The organism is Arthrobacter sp. 05N429, assembly GCF_056397045.1.
Window position 1 is genome coordinate 1 of the sequence record NZ_JBFTMQ010000001.1, and the last position, 13,877, is coordinate 13,877.

The 13,877-nt window shown below is 68.1% G+C and carries 14 protein-coding genes; 9 read left to right on the forward strand and 5 right to left on the reverse strand.

The window, feature by feature from the left end; all coding sequences use genetic code 11:
- Positions 1-232 (reverse strand): DUF72 domain-containing protein (locus AC1DF4_RS00005; protein WP_476910980.1); only part of this gene is annotated, 232 nt, incomplete at its 3' end.
- Positions 233-260: 28 nt separating this feature from the next.
- Positions 261-650 carry a hypothetical protein gene (locus tag AC1DF4_RS00010; RefSeq protein ID WP_476910981.1) on the reverse strand — a complete coding sequence of 130 codons (390 nt, stop codon included), beginning with the start codon at positions 648-650 and terminating at the stop codon, positions 261-263.
- Between the two features lie 9 nt (positions 651-659).
- On the opposite strand from AC1DF4_RS00010, the gene AC1DF4_RS00015 reads away from it, so the two are divergent.
- The 5 genes from AC1DF4_RS00015 to AC1DF4_RS00035 all read left to right on the forward strand — a co-directional run bounded on the left by AC1DF4_RS00015 (position 660) and on the right by AC1DF4_RS00035 (position 4,849).
- A complete protein-coding gene (locus AC1DF4_RS00015) occupies positions 660-2,453 on the forward strand; it encodes a glycoside hydrolase family 15 protein (RefSeq protein WP_476910982.1) in 1,794 nt (597 codons plus the stop codon).
- Between the two features lie 107 nt (positions 2,454-2,560).
- A complete protein-coding gene (locus AC1DF4_RS00020; RefSeq protein ID WP_476910983.1) occupies positions 2,561-2,869 on the forward strand; it encodes a YegP family protein in 309 nt (102 codons plus the stop codon).
- A 43-nt stretch (positions 2,870-2,912) separates the two neighbouring features.
- A complete protein-coding gene (locus AC1DF4_RS00025) occupies positions 2,913-3,623 on the forward strand; it encodes an HAD family hydrolase (protein WP_476910984.1) in 711 nt (236 codons plus the stop codon).
- Positions 3,624-3,651: 28 nt separating this feature from the next.
- Entirely contained in the window at positions 3,652-4,023 is a 372-nt protein-coding gene (locus AC1DF4_RS00030; RefSeq protein ID WP_476910985.1) for a hypothetical protein, read from the forward strand.
- A gap of 64 nt (positions 4,024-4,087) precedes the next feature.
- A complete protein-coding gene (locus AC1DF4_RS00035) occupies positions 4,088-4,849 on the forward strand; it encodes an SDR family oxidoreductase (RefSeq protein WP_476910986.1) in 762 nt (253 codons plus the stop codon).
- A gap of 18 nt (positions 4,850-4,867) precedes the next feature.
- On the opposite strand, the gene AC1DF4_RS00040 is transcribed toward AC1DF4_RS00035, so the two are convergent.
- Entirely contained in the window at positions 4,868-5,275 is a 408-nt protein-coding gene (locus tag AC1DF4_RS00040; RefSeq protein WP_476910987.1) for a sterol carrier family protein, read from the reverse strand.
- 459 nt (positions 5,276-5,734) lie between these two features.
- On the opposite strand from AC1DF4_RS00040, the gene AC1DF4_RS00045 reads away from it, so the two are divergent.
- From AC1DF4_RS00045 to AC1DF4_RS00060, 4 genes are all read left to right on the forward strand, one after another.
- The gene (locus AC1DF4_RS00045) at positions 5,735-7,015 is read left to right on the forward strand and encodes a glycosyltransferase (protein WP_476910988.1); all 1,281 of its coding nucleotides are present in this window, start codon (positions 5,735-5,737) and stop codon (positions 7,013-7,015) included.
- Positions 7,012-8,874: a right-handed parallel beta-helix repeat-containing protein gene (locus AC1DF4_RS00050; protein WP_476910989.1), complete on the forward strand. Its 1,863-nt coding sequence runs from the start codon at positions 7,012-7,014 to the stop codon at positions 8,872-8,874. Before AC1DF4_RS00045 ends, AC1DF4_RS00050 begins: the two co-directional genes overlap by 4 nt.
- The gene (locus AC1DF4_RS00055; protein WP_476910990.1) at positions 8,871-10,025 is read left to right on the forward strand and encodes a right-handed parallel beta-helix repeat-containing protein; all 1,155 of its coding nucleotides are present in this window, start codon (positions 8,871-8,873) and stop codon (positions 10,023-10,025) included. Before AC1DF4_RS00050 ends, AC1DF4_RS00055 begins: the two co-directional genes overlap by 4 nt.
- 72 nt (positions 10,026-10,097) lie before the next feature.
- Positions 10,098-11,507, forward strand: coding sequence for a UDP-glucose dehydrogenase family protein (locus AC1DF4_RS00060; RefSeq protein ID WP_476910991.1), 1,410 nt, complete (start codon positions 10,098-10,100; stop codon positions 11,505-11,507).
- A gap of 27 nt (positions 11,508-11,534) precedes the next feature.
- Here AC1DF4_RS00060 and AC1DF4_RS00065 read toward each other — a convergent pair whose 3' ends face one another.
- Together AC1DF4_RS00065 and AC1DF4_RS00070 are read right to left on the reverse strand one after the other, a co-directional pair.
- The gene (locus tag AC1DF4_RS00065; protein WP_476910992.1) at positions 11,535-12,680 is read right to left on the reverse strand and encodes a right-handed parallel beta-helix repeat-containing protein; all 1,146 of its coding nucleotides are present in this window, start codon (positions 12,678-12,680) and stop codon (positions 11,535-11,537) included.
- 173 nt (positions 12,681-12,853) lie between these two features.
- Positions 12,854-13,870, reverse strand: a complete 1,017-nt coding sequence (locus AC1DF4_RS00070) for an asparaginase (protein ID WP_476910993.1) — start codon at positions 13,868-13,870, stop codon at positions 12,854-12,856.
- Positions 13,871-13,877 lie beyond the last annotated feature (7 nt).

The following is a 13,877-nucleotide window of genomic DNA, read 5'->3' on the forward strand; positions in this document are numbered from 1 at the left end:
CCTTGACGGACAGCAGGAAACCATTCGGAAGCCGTTGACGCCAGCCGGCGAAGGAGGTGTCGCGGGGCCAGCGGTAAAAGCTGGCGTTGAGCTCCAACGTGGTGAAGCGGGCAGCGTAGTGCGCCAGCCGATCCTTCGCCGGCAGCCCCGGCGGGTAGAGCACATTCTCCCAGTGGTCATAGCTCCACCCGCTGGTCCCGATGTGCACTGTTCCGTGGTGGCCGTTGTCCATCTCGTCCGTCCCGTCTGGCTTTGCCTGCCTAGACTTCCCCCGCCCACACTCCGGCCCGCGGGGCGAAGGCGTTCTCCCAGCGCGCCCGCTCAGTGACCGGCAGCGGTCCGCGCTCGACGGCGGCTGCCGCGGCCTCGAGATTCGCGGTCCGGGAGGTCCCCACAATCGCCGTGCTCACCCCGGGGGTGAATGCCGAGAAGCGGAGGGCGGTTCCCTGCCAGTCGTCGGACTGCATGGCAACTAAGACTCCGGCGCTGGCCGCCCAAGCGAGTGCCTCGTTCGCGCCGCTGTAACCGGGGACCCGGACTTTGCCGATGTGCCCGGCGCCGAAGCCGAGGGCCGAGACTTGCAGGGACGAAGCTCCGAAGTGCGTATCAGCATCTACGGATCCTAGTCCCCAGGGAATCGGGTGTGGCACTGTAAGCCCATGGCGCGCATTGAGGATTACGCACTGGTCGGCGATCTGCACACCGCGGCCCTGATCAGCACCGGGGGCTCGATCGATTGGCTCTGCCTGCCGCGGTTCGACTCGCCGGCCTGCTTCAACGCCCTGCTGGACACGCCCAGGGCCGGGCGCTGGCTGCTGGCGCCGGAGGGCGGCGGTGAATGCACCCGCAGGCACTACCGCAAAGGCACTCTGATCCTGGAAACCGAGTGGGAGACACCCTCCGGAAAGGTCAAGGTCATCGATCTCATGCCTCCACGCGACGGAGTGGCGGACATCGTGCGGGTTGTGGTGGGCATCCGAGGAACAGTCAGGATGCGCGGTGAGCTGATCCTGCGTTTCGACTACGGCCACATCGTGCCCTGGGTCCGCCACGACGAGCACGGGATCCACGCGGTGGCCGGCCCCGATGCCGCGTACCTGGTGACCGAAGCGCCCCTGCGGGGCGAACGCCTGCAGACCATCAGCGACTTCACCGTCAAAACAGGGGACCGCGTGCCGTTCGTCCTGACCTGGACCCCGAGCCACCTGGGCCGTCCCCGCGCGGTGGACCCGGAGCAGGTCCTGGCGTCCACCGAGGCGTTCTGGCGGCACTGGTCAGCAAAGTGCACAGTCACCGGGCCTTACCGTGCGGCCGTGCAGCGCTCCCTGATCACGCTGAAAGCGCTGACGTTCGCCCCCACCGGAGGAATCGTGGCGGCCGTGACGACCTCCCTGCCGGAGGAACTGGGCGGCGAACGTAACTGGGACTACCGCTTCTGCTGGCTCCGCGACGCCACCCTGACGCTCCAGGCGCTGCTCGCGGCGGGGTACACGGAGGAGGCCGCCTCCTGGCGCGACTGGCTGCTGCGGGCAGTGGCGGGAGACCCCAAGGATCTGCAAATCATGTACGGCATCCACGGCGAGCGCCGCCTGCCCGAGATGGAGCTGCACTGGCTGCGGGGATACGAGGACTCCGCCCCGGTCCGGATCGGGAACGGCGCGGCCGGACAGCTGCAGCTTGATGTCTGGGGGGAGGTGCTGGACTGTTTGTCCCTGACCCGGAATTCGCTACTGACCAGCACCGACGAGTCCTGGGACGTGCAGCTGGCCTTGATGGACCACCTGGAGACCGCCTGGGAGGAGCCCGACAACGGGCTCTGGGAGATGCGCGGGCCGCGGCGGCACTTCACCCACTCCAAGGTGATGGCGTGGGTGGCAGCCGACCGGATGGTCAAGGGCGTCCGGGACTTCGGGCTGCCCGGACCGGCGGACCGCTGGGAGGAACTCCGGGACACCATCCACGCGGACGTCATGGCCAAGGGCTTCGATGCCGCACGAAATACGTTCGTGCAGTCTTACGGGCGGCCCGAGCTCGACGCGAGCCTGCTGCTCATCGCGCGCGTCGGGTTCCTGCCCCCGGATGACCCGCGCATGCTCGGCACGATTGACGCAGTTCAGCGTGAACTCACCCACGACGGATTCCTGCGGCGCTACAAACCGGCCGAATCCGACGACGGCCTGCCCGGCGGGGAGGGGGTGTTCCTCGCCTGTTCGTTCTGGCTCGTCGAGGCCCTCCTGGGGGCCGGCCGGCACCACGAGGCCCGCGAACTGTTCGAGCGGCTCCTGGCGCTACGCAACGACGTCGGGCTCCTCAGCGAGGAATGGAGCGTCGAGGACGGAAGGCAGCTGGGAAACACCCCCCAGGCCTTCAGCCACTTCGCGCTCGTGATGAGCGCGCTGGAACTGCATGAAGACGGCGCACGCCGCAGCGACACACCGCTCCCGGGCCGTTGACCAGAAGGCTGCGCGGGCAGTTGAAGCTTACGATGGTGTTCGTCCAGACCTTAGATAAGTATACTTACTAATATCCCAGCGTGGGGTAGAGGATAGAGGAGTGTGCGATGGCTGGATATTTCGAACTCGTGGACGCGCCCGACGGCGGCTACCGGATCCGCATGCTTGACGGGGCAGGCACCCTGATGGCTGTCACAGTCACCTTTCCCACCAAGAGGGCAGCCGTCGCCGGTATCGCCCAGGCCCGCGAAATTGCCGGCACGGGGCTCATCCGGGACCGCAGCGCCGGCGGGCAGGCCGCACCCGCGGGATTCCTGACGAGGATGAACCGACGGACCGCGGGAGGCACCAGCCGCGGAACCACCCTGTCCGGCGGATCGCTGGCCGCCGGAAAGCGGGCGCGGGCTCATCACTGACTCGAATCCGGACGGCCCCCTCGGCGCGGGCCCCGCAGACTCTATGACCGCCACGACACCCCGCTCCGGACGCAAGGGCGCCGTGCTCTTCGACGTCGACGGCACCCTGGTCGACTCGACGTACCTCCACACCATGGCCTGGTTGCAGGCCTTCCGGCAGGCCGGGTACGACGTTCCGATGGCGAGCATCCACCGCTCGGTCGGGATGGGCGGGGACAGGATACTCGCCAAACTGCTGCCCGCCGACCGGGACACCGGCGAGGACAGCACCATCATGACCTCGCACGCCGCCGTGTTCTCCACCTTCTGGCCCGCCCTGCGCCCGCTGGACGGCGCCCGCGAACTGCTGGCTCGCTGCCACGATGGCGGGCTCGCCGTCGCGCTGGCATCCTCCGCCCGGGAACGCGACCTTGAAGTGCTCCGCGCCACGATCGGCGCCGATGCCTTCATAGACGCCGCCACCTGCTCTGCTGACGCGAAGGAGAGCAAGCCGGCACCGGACATCCTCGTCGCCGCCCTCGCCGCCGTGGGTGTGCCGGCCGCGGACGCCGTCTACGTAGGCGACGCCGTGTGGGACGTCTATGCCGCCGGCAAGCTCGGCGTCCCCGCCATCGGCCTGACCTGCGGTGGCACCAGCGAGGCGGAACTGCGGGACGCCGGCGCCGTCGAAATTTATCCGGGTCCGCGGGCGCTGCTGGAGAACCTCCGGGACAGCGTCATCGGACAGCTCGCCGCCCGCGTCCAGCGGAGCTAGCGGGGCCGCCGGCGGTTACAGTGTTCCCATGAATCCATCGGGGGACGATGCAGCAGGGGACGTCCCAGTAGGGGACGGTCCGGCAGGGGACAGGCAATCCGGGCCGTCGCGCGCCACACGGCTGGCCCGGGTGGCTGTGCCGCTCGTGGCCCTGGCCCTGATGTTGGCGGGAGTCGTCCTGTTGTCGGTGCCCGTCCGGCAGGAGAGTTTCGGCTGGTTTGCCTACGCCCCGCTGTCCCAGCAGACCTTCGTCCCGCAGGGCATGCTGATCATGGACAGGGAGAAGTGGACGGGCGTGGTGCTGACCGGAGTGGGCCTGTTGGTGCTGGCGTTCTGGTCGGGCTTTCGTGCCGGCCGCCGTACCCCTCGGCGCGGGCACGGCCAGACCTCCGCGAGATGACACTTGGCCGCAATGTTGGCGCGGAACACTGCCGTGAAATGCGAACTCGGCATACGCTAGCCGCATGACACGACAGCACCTGCCCGGCCGCGTAGCCATAGTCACCGGCGCCGGATCGGGGATCGGCCGGGCGGTAGCCCGGCTCATGCTCGCCGACGGGTACAGGGTGGTGCTGGCGGGCCGGCGGGAAGCGCAGCTGCTGGAGACCGGCGCGGGACATGCCCAGGCGCTCGCCGTGCCGTGCGATATCACCGTGCCCGACGACGTCGAGCGGCTTTTCGCCGCGGCCCTCCAGCACTGGGGCCGTGTGGATGTGCTCTTCAACAACGCCGGTGTGTTCGGTCCGGCCGCCTCCGTGGACGAGATCAGCCTCGCGGACTGGGACGCCACCGTGGCGGTGAACCTGACCGGCTCCATGCTGTGCGCCGCTGCCGCCGTACGGGCCATGAAGGCGCAGTCGCCGCAGGGCGGGCGGATCATCAACAACGGATCGATCGCCGCGCACTCACCCCGGCCCCGGACCGTGGCCTACACAGTCACCAAACACGCCATGACGGGGCTGACCAAGAGCATCGAACTCGACGGCCGCGGCTTCGGCATCACGTGCGGGCAGATCGATATCGGCAACACGGCCACGGAGCTGATGGACACGATCGGCGTCGGCTCCGGGGCCGTTCAGGCCGACGGCAGCAGCCGTGTTGAGCCGACCTTCCCGGTGGACGACGCCGCCCGCGCGGTGTTGCTGATGGCCGGGATGCCGCCGTCCGCCAGCGTCGGGTCCCTAGTGATCACGGCCGCCGGGATGCCGTTTATCGGACGCGGTTAGCCGGGGAGGCCGGCCCGCTCACAGCGGCAGCAGCCCGGACAGGTCGGCGCGCAGCCCCGAGGCGGCCACGCGTCCGGCGTCGACGGCGTCTGCCCAGCTCAGGTGCCCGCTGACCATCGCGAGCCAGGTGGCGGCGTCGCACTCAATGACATTCGGGGGAGTGCCGCGGGTATGTCGCGGGCCCTCCACGCACTGGGTCACGCCGAAGGGCGGAACCCGCACTTCCACCGAGTTCCCGGGCGCCCGCGCGGTGACCTCCTCCAGGGTGTAGCGGACCGCCGTCGCAAGAGTGCTGCGGGGGACAGATGCGCCCGTTTCCGGGGCATCACTTCCGGCGGAATCCGGCACGCGGGTATTGGCTGCCTGCCACGCTGCGAGGGCCGCGCGGCCCTCATCGAGGGCTATCCGGCGGCGTTGTACAACCATTAATTTGCCTCCTGTCTGTCGCAAAGCAGCTAACGCGGCCGACGCCTCTGTTGAGGGCCGCCGGGCGGTTGCCTATTCCACCCTACCCCTCACGCAATTCACAACCTGTAAACACCCTTGACAACTATTCGGCCATTAGTAGCAGTGAAAGCGAGTAGCTACCCTCAATTGGACCTAGGTAATGCCCCACGCAAATACCAGTAGGGCGCCCTGCTAATCGCGTACGTAAATCCCTAGCGTGGCTTGCCGCCGTAAGCCCATGCTCGAAGTGCAGCCAGCCGAAGTGACGGCGGCAAACGGACGGCGCGGACGGGGCCACAAAGTGGTTCGTCGGGCGCGGCGCAGGACACCTGGCCGGAAGTAGTGGCACTTATTGCATCGAACGGCGCATCGAACGACATTGGGGGGCAATAGTCTTTAGCGTCCCTTCTCTCATTCGCACCGCAGTGAAGGCCGATTATGCGTTCTTTTAATATTCCGCAAAATCAAACCAAAACCACATTCGATTGGTCCGCCCTCAGCGATTTCTACACCGAGGCATCACCATACTTTCCCGTGGCCGTGGCCGGAGCCATTGTCTGGGGCCTGTGGCTGTACCGCTTAATTCTCTCGCACCGGGCCCGGCCGGTGGTGAACGATTTCGAGGCCACGACCTCCGTGATCGTCCCGTCCTTCCACGAGGATCCCGACATCCTCATGAGCGCCCTCGAATCCTGGCGTCAGCAGCGGCCTGACGAGATCATCATTGTCCTCGACGTCGAGGATCTCGAGGCGTACCGCCGCATCACGGCGCTGGGGGACAAAACCATCAGGCCGGTGCTGTTCCACCACGTGGGCAAGCGGTCAGCCCTGGGCGCCGGTGTGCGGCTCGCCCAATACGACCTCCTGGTGCTCACGGATTCCGACACCTGGTGGAAACCGGACCTGCTCCGGAACGTCCAGATGCCGTTCGCTGATCCCCGGGTCGGCGCCGTCGGCACGCACCAGAACGTCTACCAGCGGGACACAAGCATCTGGCGGCGCATCGCGGACTGGATGGTCAACCTCAGGTATCTCGACTACGTGCCGGCGATGGGCCGCGCCGGGGCGGTGCCGTGCATTTCGGGCCGGACGGCCGTCTACCGCCGTGAAGCCGTGATGCTGGTCCTGGAGCATCTGGAAAACGAGTACTTCATGGGCCGCCGGTGCATCTCCGGCGACGACGGCCGCCTGACCTGGCTGGTCCTGGCCTCCGGGTACAGGACGGTCCACCAGTCCACCGCGCAGGCACTGTCCATGTTTCCGTCGACCTTCGGCGCCTTCGTCAAGCAGCGGGTCCGCTGGAGCCGGAACTCCTACCGCTGCTACCTGACGGCGATCGCCATGGGCTGGCTGTGGCGCGTCCCGTTCGTCACCAAAGTGACAGTGCTGCAGATCCTCTTGACGCCCGTGACCATGGGGCTGACGGTCTTCTACCTGGTCTTCAACCGGCTGGACCCGACGCCGCTGGGTTTCGCGGCCGCCGCGTGCTGGCTGCTGCTGGGCCGGGGCATCCGGGGCATCTCCCACCTGCGCCGGGAGCCAAAGGACCTCCTGATCCTGCCCGTCTTCGCCCTCACAGTGATCCTGGTTGCGCTGCCCATCAAGGTATACGCCTTCGCCACGATGAACAGGCAGGGCTGGCTCACCCGGCACACGGACCAGGTCGGCGGCGACGGCCAGGACGCCCGGAGCCTGGCGCCGGGGGCGGCCTCGACATGAGACCCACCAGGCAGGGACTGCTCGTCACCCTCGCCGCCGTGCTCCTCGCGGGGTCCGGCACGCTGATCCTGCAGGCCGACAGGCTGTTCAACCAGCGCCCGCTCGATCCCGTGGGCCGGAACGAGATCGCGGCCAACGGCAACGTCCAGGGCGAAATCTACCCCGGGGATCCGGCCCGCGAAGCGCAGCTCGTTGAACGCGAAGACGAACGGCTCATCTACGTGCGCACCGTCGCTTCGGTCGCCCGGTGGCGGGTGGACGGGCTGGAGGGCGCCTTCCGCCTCCGCACCGGCTCCACCTACACCCTGGTTCTGCCGGCCCGGCCCGAACCGTACACCCTGGCCGATCTCGAGGTCCTCACGCCCAAGGGCTTTGTCCGTCAGCCGGACGGCGCCTACGTCCTGTCCGAGAGCGTCGTCGTCCTGCCGGGGGCGAATCTTTCCCTGCTCGCCCCCGACAGCCCGGAGGGACTCGACATCCGGCTGGAGAGCACCCGGGACCACTTCGTCTCCATTGTTGCCCTGGGCGGGTCCCTCACAGTGGCCGGCTCGGCGACGGCGGACGTCCGCGTCACCAGCTGGGACAGCGCGGAGCAGGCCATCGACACGAGCACCGCTGACGGCCGCGCTTACATCCGAGTCCTTGGCGGACATGCCTCGCTGGCCCGCGCCAACATCTCCAACCTGGGGTTCTGGAGCGGCAACACCGGCGGCCTCTCACTGACCGGAACGGACGACGTCGGGGCGTTCCAAAGCGGTCCGCCCACGGCGGAGCAGGCCACAGAGGCAGCTGCCGCCGGCGGGGCGCAGGTGCTTCCCGAGGACGCCCTGTCCGCCTGGGCCGCCAGGGAACAGGAATACAGCGTGGTGACCGCCGGCATCGATGACGTCACCATCGACGGCAACGCCTTCGGCCTGTTTGTCTCCAACGCCCGGGACATCATCATCGAGGACTCGGCCATCACCGGGAGCCTCGTGGACGGCCTTGTCCTGCACCGCGCCGTCACCGATGCGCAGATCACCCGGACACGATCATCGGACAACGCTGTGGATGGCTTCACGGTGGCCAGCTCCACCACGCGGGTCCTGATGGAGGAGGTCACGGCGGAGCGCAACGGCCGCAACGGAATTTCATTCGACGGCCGGCCCCTCGCAGACGGGCCCAACGCCGTCGGCACTGCCGTGATTCCCTACGGCGGCAACCGCGTGACGGAAAGCTCGGTGGTGGGAAACGCCCGGTACGGGATAGAGCTCAGCGGCGGCAGCAACCTCGACGTCGAGAACAACCGCATTGCTGCCAACGAGGTGGGGGTGGTGGTCAACCACGGCGCCAGCGGCGTCGGCATCAGCCGGAACGAGTTCAGGGACCAGCGGCTCCAGGCCGTGGCGGTCCGGGACGCGCACGCCTCTGCGGCGGTGTACCGGAACACCATCACCGGCGGGGACACCGGAATCTACGTCCGGAACGCCCGGGCCGACATCACCGCGAATACGCTGGGCTCCATATCGAACCACGGAATCACTCTTGTTGGAGAGGTGGGCGGCACCATCGTCGCAGGGAACACGGTGGCCGGCCAGGGCAGTGCGGCCATCTGGGCGGAGGGGGCCGCCGGTGCCGCCGTCACGGAGAACAACCTGCTGGGGTGGGCGCCGGCCTACACCGTGGACAAAGCCGTAGGGTCCATGTTCCAGCCGCTGACCCTGGTGTGGTTCGCGCTCGGCGGCCTGCTGCTGCTCACCGCCGTGGTCCGGAAGAAGAGGACGGCACAGATCCGGAGCCCCTACGAAGAACGGGTGCCGCTCACCACGCTCAGCCGGGGATTCGTGGTTCCCGACGACGCCGCAGGACTGCGGCAATGAAGCCGGCCATGACCCCGGCCCGCCCCTGGCTGATGGCCCTTGCCCTGCTGGCTGCCGCGGTGATCGGGGCAGCGACCTGGCTTGCCGCGGGCAACATGGCAGGTTCCTCCGGCCCAGGCGGCGTTGAGAGCGGTGCCGACTCCGGGCGCGGCACCGTATCGCCTGGGCCGCCGGGGTCAAGCGGGCCGCCGGGGTCAGCCGGGCCGCCGGGGCCAGCGGGGCCAGCGGGGCCGCCGGGGCCCACCGCCGCGCCGCCCGGCGGGGACTGCCCGGCGGCCACCGTCACCGTGGCGAGCGCGGCGGAACTTCAGGCAGCCCTGATGAACCCCGCGCCCGGATCCGTCATCGGCCTCAGGCCAGGTGTCTATGCGGGCAACTTCACCGCCACCGGAAACGGGGCGGAAGGCCAGCCGGTAATGCTCTGCGGCACGGCTGGCAGCATCCTCGACGGCGGACGGCTCGACGACGGCTACGTGCTCCACCTCAACCGGGCATCCCACTGGGTGCTCCAGGGTTTCGCCGTACGCAATGGGCAGAAGGGCGTGATGGTCGATGAAACGACGCACTCAGTACTGCGGGGCCTCGATGTCAGCAGCACCGGCGACGAAGCCATCCACCTCAGGAAATTCAGCACCGACAACAAAGTTTTGGGGAATTCGATCCGGGACACCGGGTTGCGGAAACCGAAATTCGGTGAAGGGGTCTACGTCGGCTCGGCGGAAAGCAACTGGTGCGACATCAGCGGTTGCGGGCCGGATAAAAGCGACCGCAACGAGGTCGCTGGAAATGACATTTCCGGGACTTCCGCAGAATGTGTTGACATCAAGGAAGGAACGTCCGGGGGCATCGTTCGCGACAACCGCTTCGACGGTTCCAGTATTGCCGGCGCCGACTCCTGGGTGGATGTGAAAGGCAATGACTGGACCATCGACAATAACTCCGGCCGAAATTCACCGGTGGACGGATTTCAGACCCATGAGATTGTCGACGGCTGGGGCACCGGGAATGTGTTCCGGAACAACACAGCCGAGGTCAATGGACCCGGCTTCGGCTATTCGCTGACTCCGGTGCGCGGCAACGTCGTCGAATGCAGCAACAGCGCCTCCCAGGCCGGAAAGGGCGTCTCGAACCAACCCTGCAAAACCGCCTAGAAAAACCGGTCCGGACGCAATCGCGCCGGCCGACGCCAGCCAGGGTGCTTTCCCCTAGGAAGAGAGAAGTCAATGTGCCACCCTCCGTCCTCCGCTGTGCCCAATCCCAGGGTCACCGTCACCGGCACGGGATACCTCGGAGCCACGCACGCCATCTGCATGGCGATCATGGGCTACGAGGTGCTCGGCGCCGACGTTGACCGGAACAAGATCGACATGCTCTGCGCCGGCTGTGTCCCTTTTTTCGAACCCGGCTTGCCCGAGAAACTTGACGAGGCCCTCGCCTCGGGCCGCCTGCACTTCACCACCGATTTCGACGAGGTGGCGCAGTTCGGCGACGTCCACTTCCTCTGCGTCGGCACGCCGCAGGCCGCCGGGTCGGGAGCCGCGGATCTGAGCTACGTCGAGGAGGCTTTCAGTTCCCTGGCCGCGCGCATTACCCGCAAGGCCTTGCTCGTCGGCAAGTCCACCGTTCCGATCGGAACGGCGGCCCGGCTGAGCGGGATGGTCAAGGACATCTCGCCGATCGGGCCTGAACTGGAGCTGGCCTGGAACCCGGAATTCCTCCGCGAGGGATTCGCGGTGCAGGACACCCTCTTCCCCGACCGCCTCGTCTTCGGGGTGGAGTCCGCGTGGGCGGAGGGGCAGCTCCGCACGGTCTTCGCCCCGATCCTCAGTACCGGCACTCCATTGATCGTGACCGACCTGTCCACCGCGGAACTGGTCAAGGTGGCCGCCAATTCCTTCCTGGCCACGAAGATCTCCTTCATCAATGCCATGGCAGAGGTTTGCGAAGCCACCGGCGCCGACGTCAGCCTGCTGGCCCAGGCCCTGAGCCTTGACGACCGGATCGGCCGGCGGTTCCTCAAGCCCGGACTGGGATTCGGCGGCGGCTGCCTGCCCAAGGACATCCGTGCCTTCCGGCACCGCGCCGAGGAGCTGGGCGTGGGCCAGGCCGTCAGCTTCCTGGGCGAAGTCGATTCGATCAACAACCGGCGGCGCGTCCGCACGGTGGACCTGATCCGGGAACTCGCCGGCGGGACCCTCGCGGGCGTGCGGGTGGCGGCCCTCGGCGCGGCCTTCAAACCGAACTCCGACGACGTGCGCGACGCCCCGGCGCTCGACGTCGCGCGGCTCCTGTACCTGGAGGGTGCCGTGGTGACCGTCTACGACCCCCAGGCCAATGCCAATGCCCACCGGCTCTACCCGGACCTCAACTACGTCGCGTCGATGGAGGAGGCGGTGGCCCAGGCTGATGTGGTGGCGCTGCTCACCGAATGGGAGGAATTCCGCCACGCTGACCCGGACTACCTTGCGGGGTTTGTCCGCCGGCGGCTCATTGTTGATGGTCGGCACGCCCTCGATGCCAGCGACTACACCGCGAAGGGCTGGGAGTACCGCGCCCTGGGCCGGCCCTACCAGGCGAGGACGGTCATTCTGCTGGAGGACGCGCGCGACGGCGCTACCGGCACTCCAGCCTGAGCTGCGGGATTGCCCTGGCGGTCCCCGTCAGGGCGTGCACGTGATGTTGGTGAGTCCCCGGACCGCAGCGCTCGGCTGGCACCGGACGGTGTTGCCCAGGTCCCCGGACTGGATCCAGACTTCGTAGCCCGGCACTCCGCCCTGCACGGTGTTGCCTGAAAAGGCGTTGTCGCGGCCCCAGCCGTCCAGGACGTTGTGCACCTGCAGGGCGTCGAGCTTGGTGCCTGACCCGGAATTGCCGGTCACGGTGTAGCCGTTGCCCTTGACGTCCACCCAGGAATCGGCGGAGTTGGCGCCGGAGAATCCCGCCTCGGAAAAGCTGTTTCCGGTGACTCTGCCGCCCGTGGTGCCCTCCTTGATGTCGATTCCTTCGGCAGCCGTCCGGGAGACGCGGTTGTTGCTGATCAGGGCCCGCTCCGAACGGTCAGGGGTCGTGGCGGACCCCATCACGGTCTCCCAGTTGCTCTTGGCGCTGCCCACGTAGATGCCCTCGCCAAAGCCAGGCTTGGCCAGGCCCGTGTCGTGGATCTCCGAGTCCCGGATGGTGCAGTCCGTGCTGTTGGCGCGGAAGTGCACTGCCTCGCTGCCGATACTGCCGACGTCGACGTTGCTCAGGACGGTGTGGGCGGATCCGTCCAGGACTATTCCCTTGGCGGACTGCGCGACGGACAGGCCCGAGACCTGCCAGTAGCTGCCGGTGATGTGCAGCCCGTAGCCGGATTTCAGTGACCCGGAGCTGAGGACGGCAGCGCGGGAACCGGTCAGGGCTATGGGAGCCGCGTCCGTGCCGGATGCTGCGGCCACGAATTTTCCGGTGTAGGCGCCGTCGTTGAGCCGGATGGTCTGGCCCGGACGGGCCGCCGCGAGGGCTGCGCTGAGTTCGGCGGCGGTGGAGACGGTCACCGTCCCGGCGGCGGGGCTGGATGCCGCGGGTGGCTCGGGTGGAGGTGCCGTGGATGTCGGCGTGACGGCCGGCGCGCCGGCGTCGGGCGGTTCAGTTCCCTCAGCCGCCGGGGTGGAAGGCACCTGGGCGGGGAGTTGCCCGGCTGTCGGGGCGGCGGGCAGCGCGGACGGGGAACCGGCGGAAGGGACGGCGCCGAGAACCAGCAGCGTCAGGCCGGCGGCCAGGAGCGGCAGGAGCCGCGGCGCCGGGGGCTGGCCGGAAGTCACCATGCTGCTCCGTTCGGTAGCAGGGTCCGGGCGTGCAACCGGAGCGAACGTCCGGAACCATCAAGACTGCCCGATCCGGAGGGCCTCGTCCAGCAATCGGTCCGCAAACCGCGTCAGGGCAGCGCGCCCGGAGGCCCTGCCTCGTGAGGCGGGCGGCTCCGCCGTCGGCCTCCGCGTCAGTCGAGCAGCGCCGAGACGGCGTGGCCGAGCCGGATCTTGCCCACCGGCCGGCCGCCGCCGAGCACGGGGGCAACAACTTTGTCCAGGACGCTGGCCACTTCCGGGACGTCGACGGCGCCGGCGGCCGCCAGCAGGGTCAGGCCGACGAGCGTGGTGGCCCGGATATTGCCGTCGAGGACCTTTATGGCGACGGAGGCGCCGGTAGGCGTGGCCATCACCAGCACGCCCTCGGCGCCGATCTTCGCGAGGATGCCGAGATCGTCCATGACGATGGTGTTGCATTCGCCCTTGCCCTGCACCGCCCATGGGTAGTCCAGCATCGAGGTGGCGATCGTGGCGGCGCGGGCGTTGGAGTTCTTGTCCCCTGGGGCCTTGGCGAGTTTGGAGAAGGCGCGGGCCAGTCCGGTCAGGGAGACGGCAGCTACGGGGGCGCCGCAGCCGTCGATGCCGAGGTGGGCGATGTTTTCGCCGCAGTATTCCTCGATCACGGAGCGGATGCGCTGCTGCAGCGGGTGGTTGGGCTCGAGGTAGCTGTGGGTGTCCCAGCCGTTCTCGGTGCAGGCCCAGAGGAACGCGGCGTGTTTCCCGGAGCAGTTGAAGGCGAGCTTGGACATGCCCCGGTCGGAGCGGACCAGCCAGTTGCGGGCCGTCTCATCCTCGGGCCAGGCGGCCGGGCACAGGAGCTGCTCTTCCTTGACGCCGGCGGCCTTGAGCATTCCCTCGACGACGTCCATGTGGTCCAGCGAGCCGACGTGGCTGCCGCAGGCGATCGCTGCCTGCGCGCCGCGCAGCGGGACGCCGGCCTGCATGGAGGCGAGAGCCTGCAACGGCTTCAGCGTGGACCTGGCGTAGATCGGGGTGGTGATGTCGCCCAGTTCGGTGACGACTGTGCCGTCCCCGGAGATAAGGACGGCGGAGCCGATGTGCCGGGACTCCACAAAGCCGCTGCGTTCAACGACGGCCAGTTCGACGGCGGACTCGACGGTGAAGGTGGCATGCGAATTCAAGGGCATGCAGCAA

Coding starts and splice junctions, on each gene's coding strand:
- AC1DF4_RS00015 (WP_476910982.1), top strand. CDS start 660: ATGGCGCGCATTGAGGATTACGCACTGGTCGGCGATCTGCACACCGCG.
- AC1DF4_RS00020 (WP_476910983.1), top strand. CDS start 2,561: ATGGCTGGATATTTCGAACTCGTGGACGCGCCCGACGGCGGCTACCGG.
- AC1DF4_RS00025 (WP_476910984.1), top strand. CDS start 2,913: ATGACCGCCACGACACCCCGCTCCGGACGCAAGGGCGCCGTGCTCTTC.
- AC1DF4_RS00030 (WP_476910985.1), top strand. CDS start 3,652: ATGAATCCATCGGGGGACGATGCAGCAGGGGACGTCCCAGTAGGGGAC.
- AC1DF4_RS00035 (WP_476910986.1), top strand. CDS start 4,088: ATGACACGACAGCACCTGCCCGGCCGCGTAGCCATAGTCACCGGCGCC.
- AC1DF4_RS00040 (WP_476910987.1), bottom strand. CDS start 5,275: ATGGTTGTACAACGCCGCCGGATAGCCCTCGATGAGGGCCGCGCGGCC.
- AC1DF4_RS00045 (WP_476910988.1), top strand. CDS start 5,735: ATGCGTTCTTTTAATATTCCGCAAAATCAAACCAAAACCACATTCGAT.
- AC1DF4_RS00050 (WP_476910989.1), top strand. CDS start 7,012: ATGAGACCCACCAGGCAGGGACTGCTCGTCACCCTCGCCGCCGTGCTC.
- AC1DF4_RS00055 (WP_476910990.1), top strand. CDS start 8,871: ATGAAGCCGGCCATGACCCCGGCCCGCCCCTGGCTGATGGCCCTTGCC.
- AC1DF4_RS00060 (WP_476910991.1), top strand. CDS start 10,098: ATGTGCCACCCTCCGTCCTCCGCTGTGCCCAATCCCAGGGTCACCGTC.
- AC1DF4_RS00065 (WP_476910992.1), bottom strand. CDS start 12,680: ATGGTGACTTCCGGCCAGCCCCCGGCGCCGCGGCTCCTGCCGCTCCTG.
- AC1DF4_RS00070 (WP_476910993.1), bottom strand. CDS start 13,870: ATGCCCTTGAATTCGCATGCCACCTTCACCGTCGAGTCCGCCGTCGAA.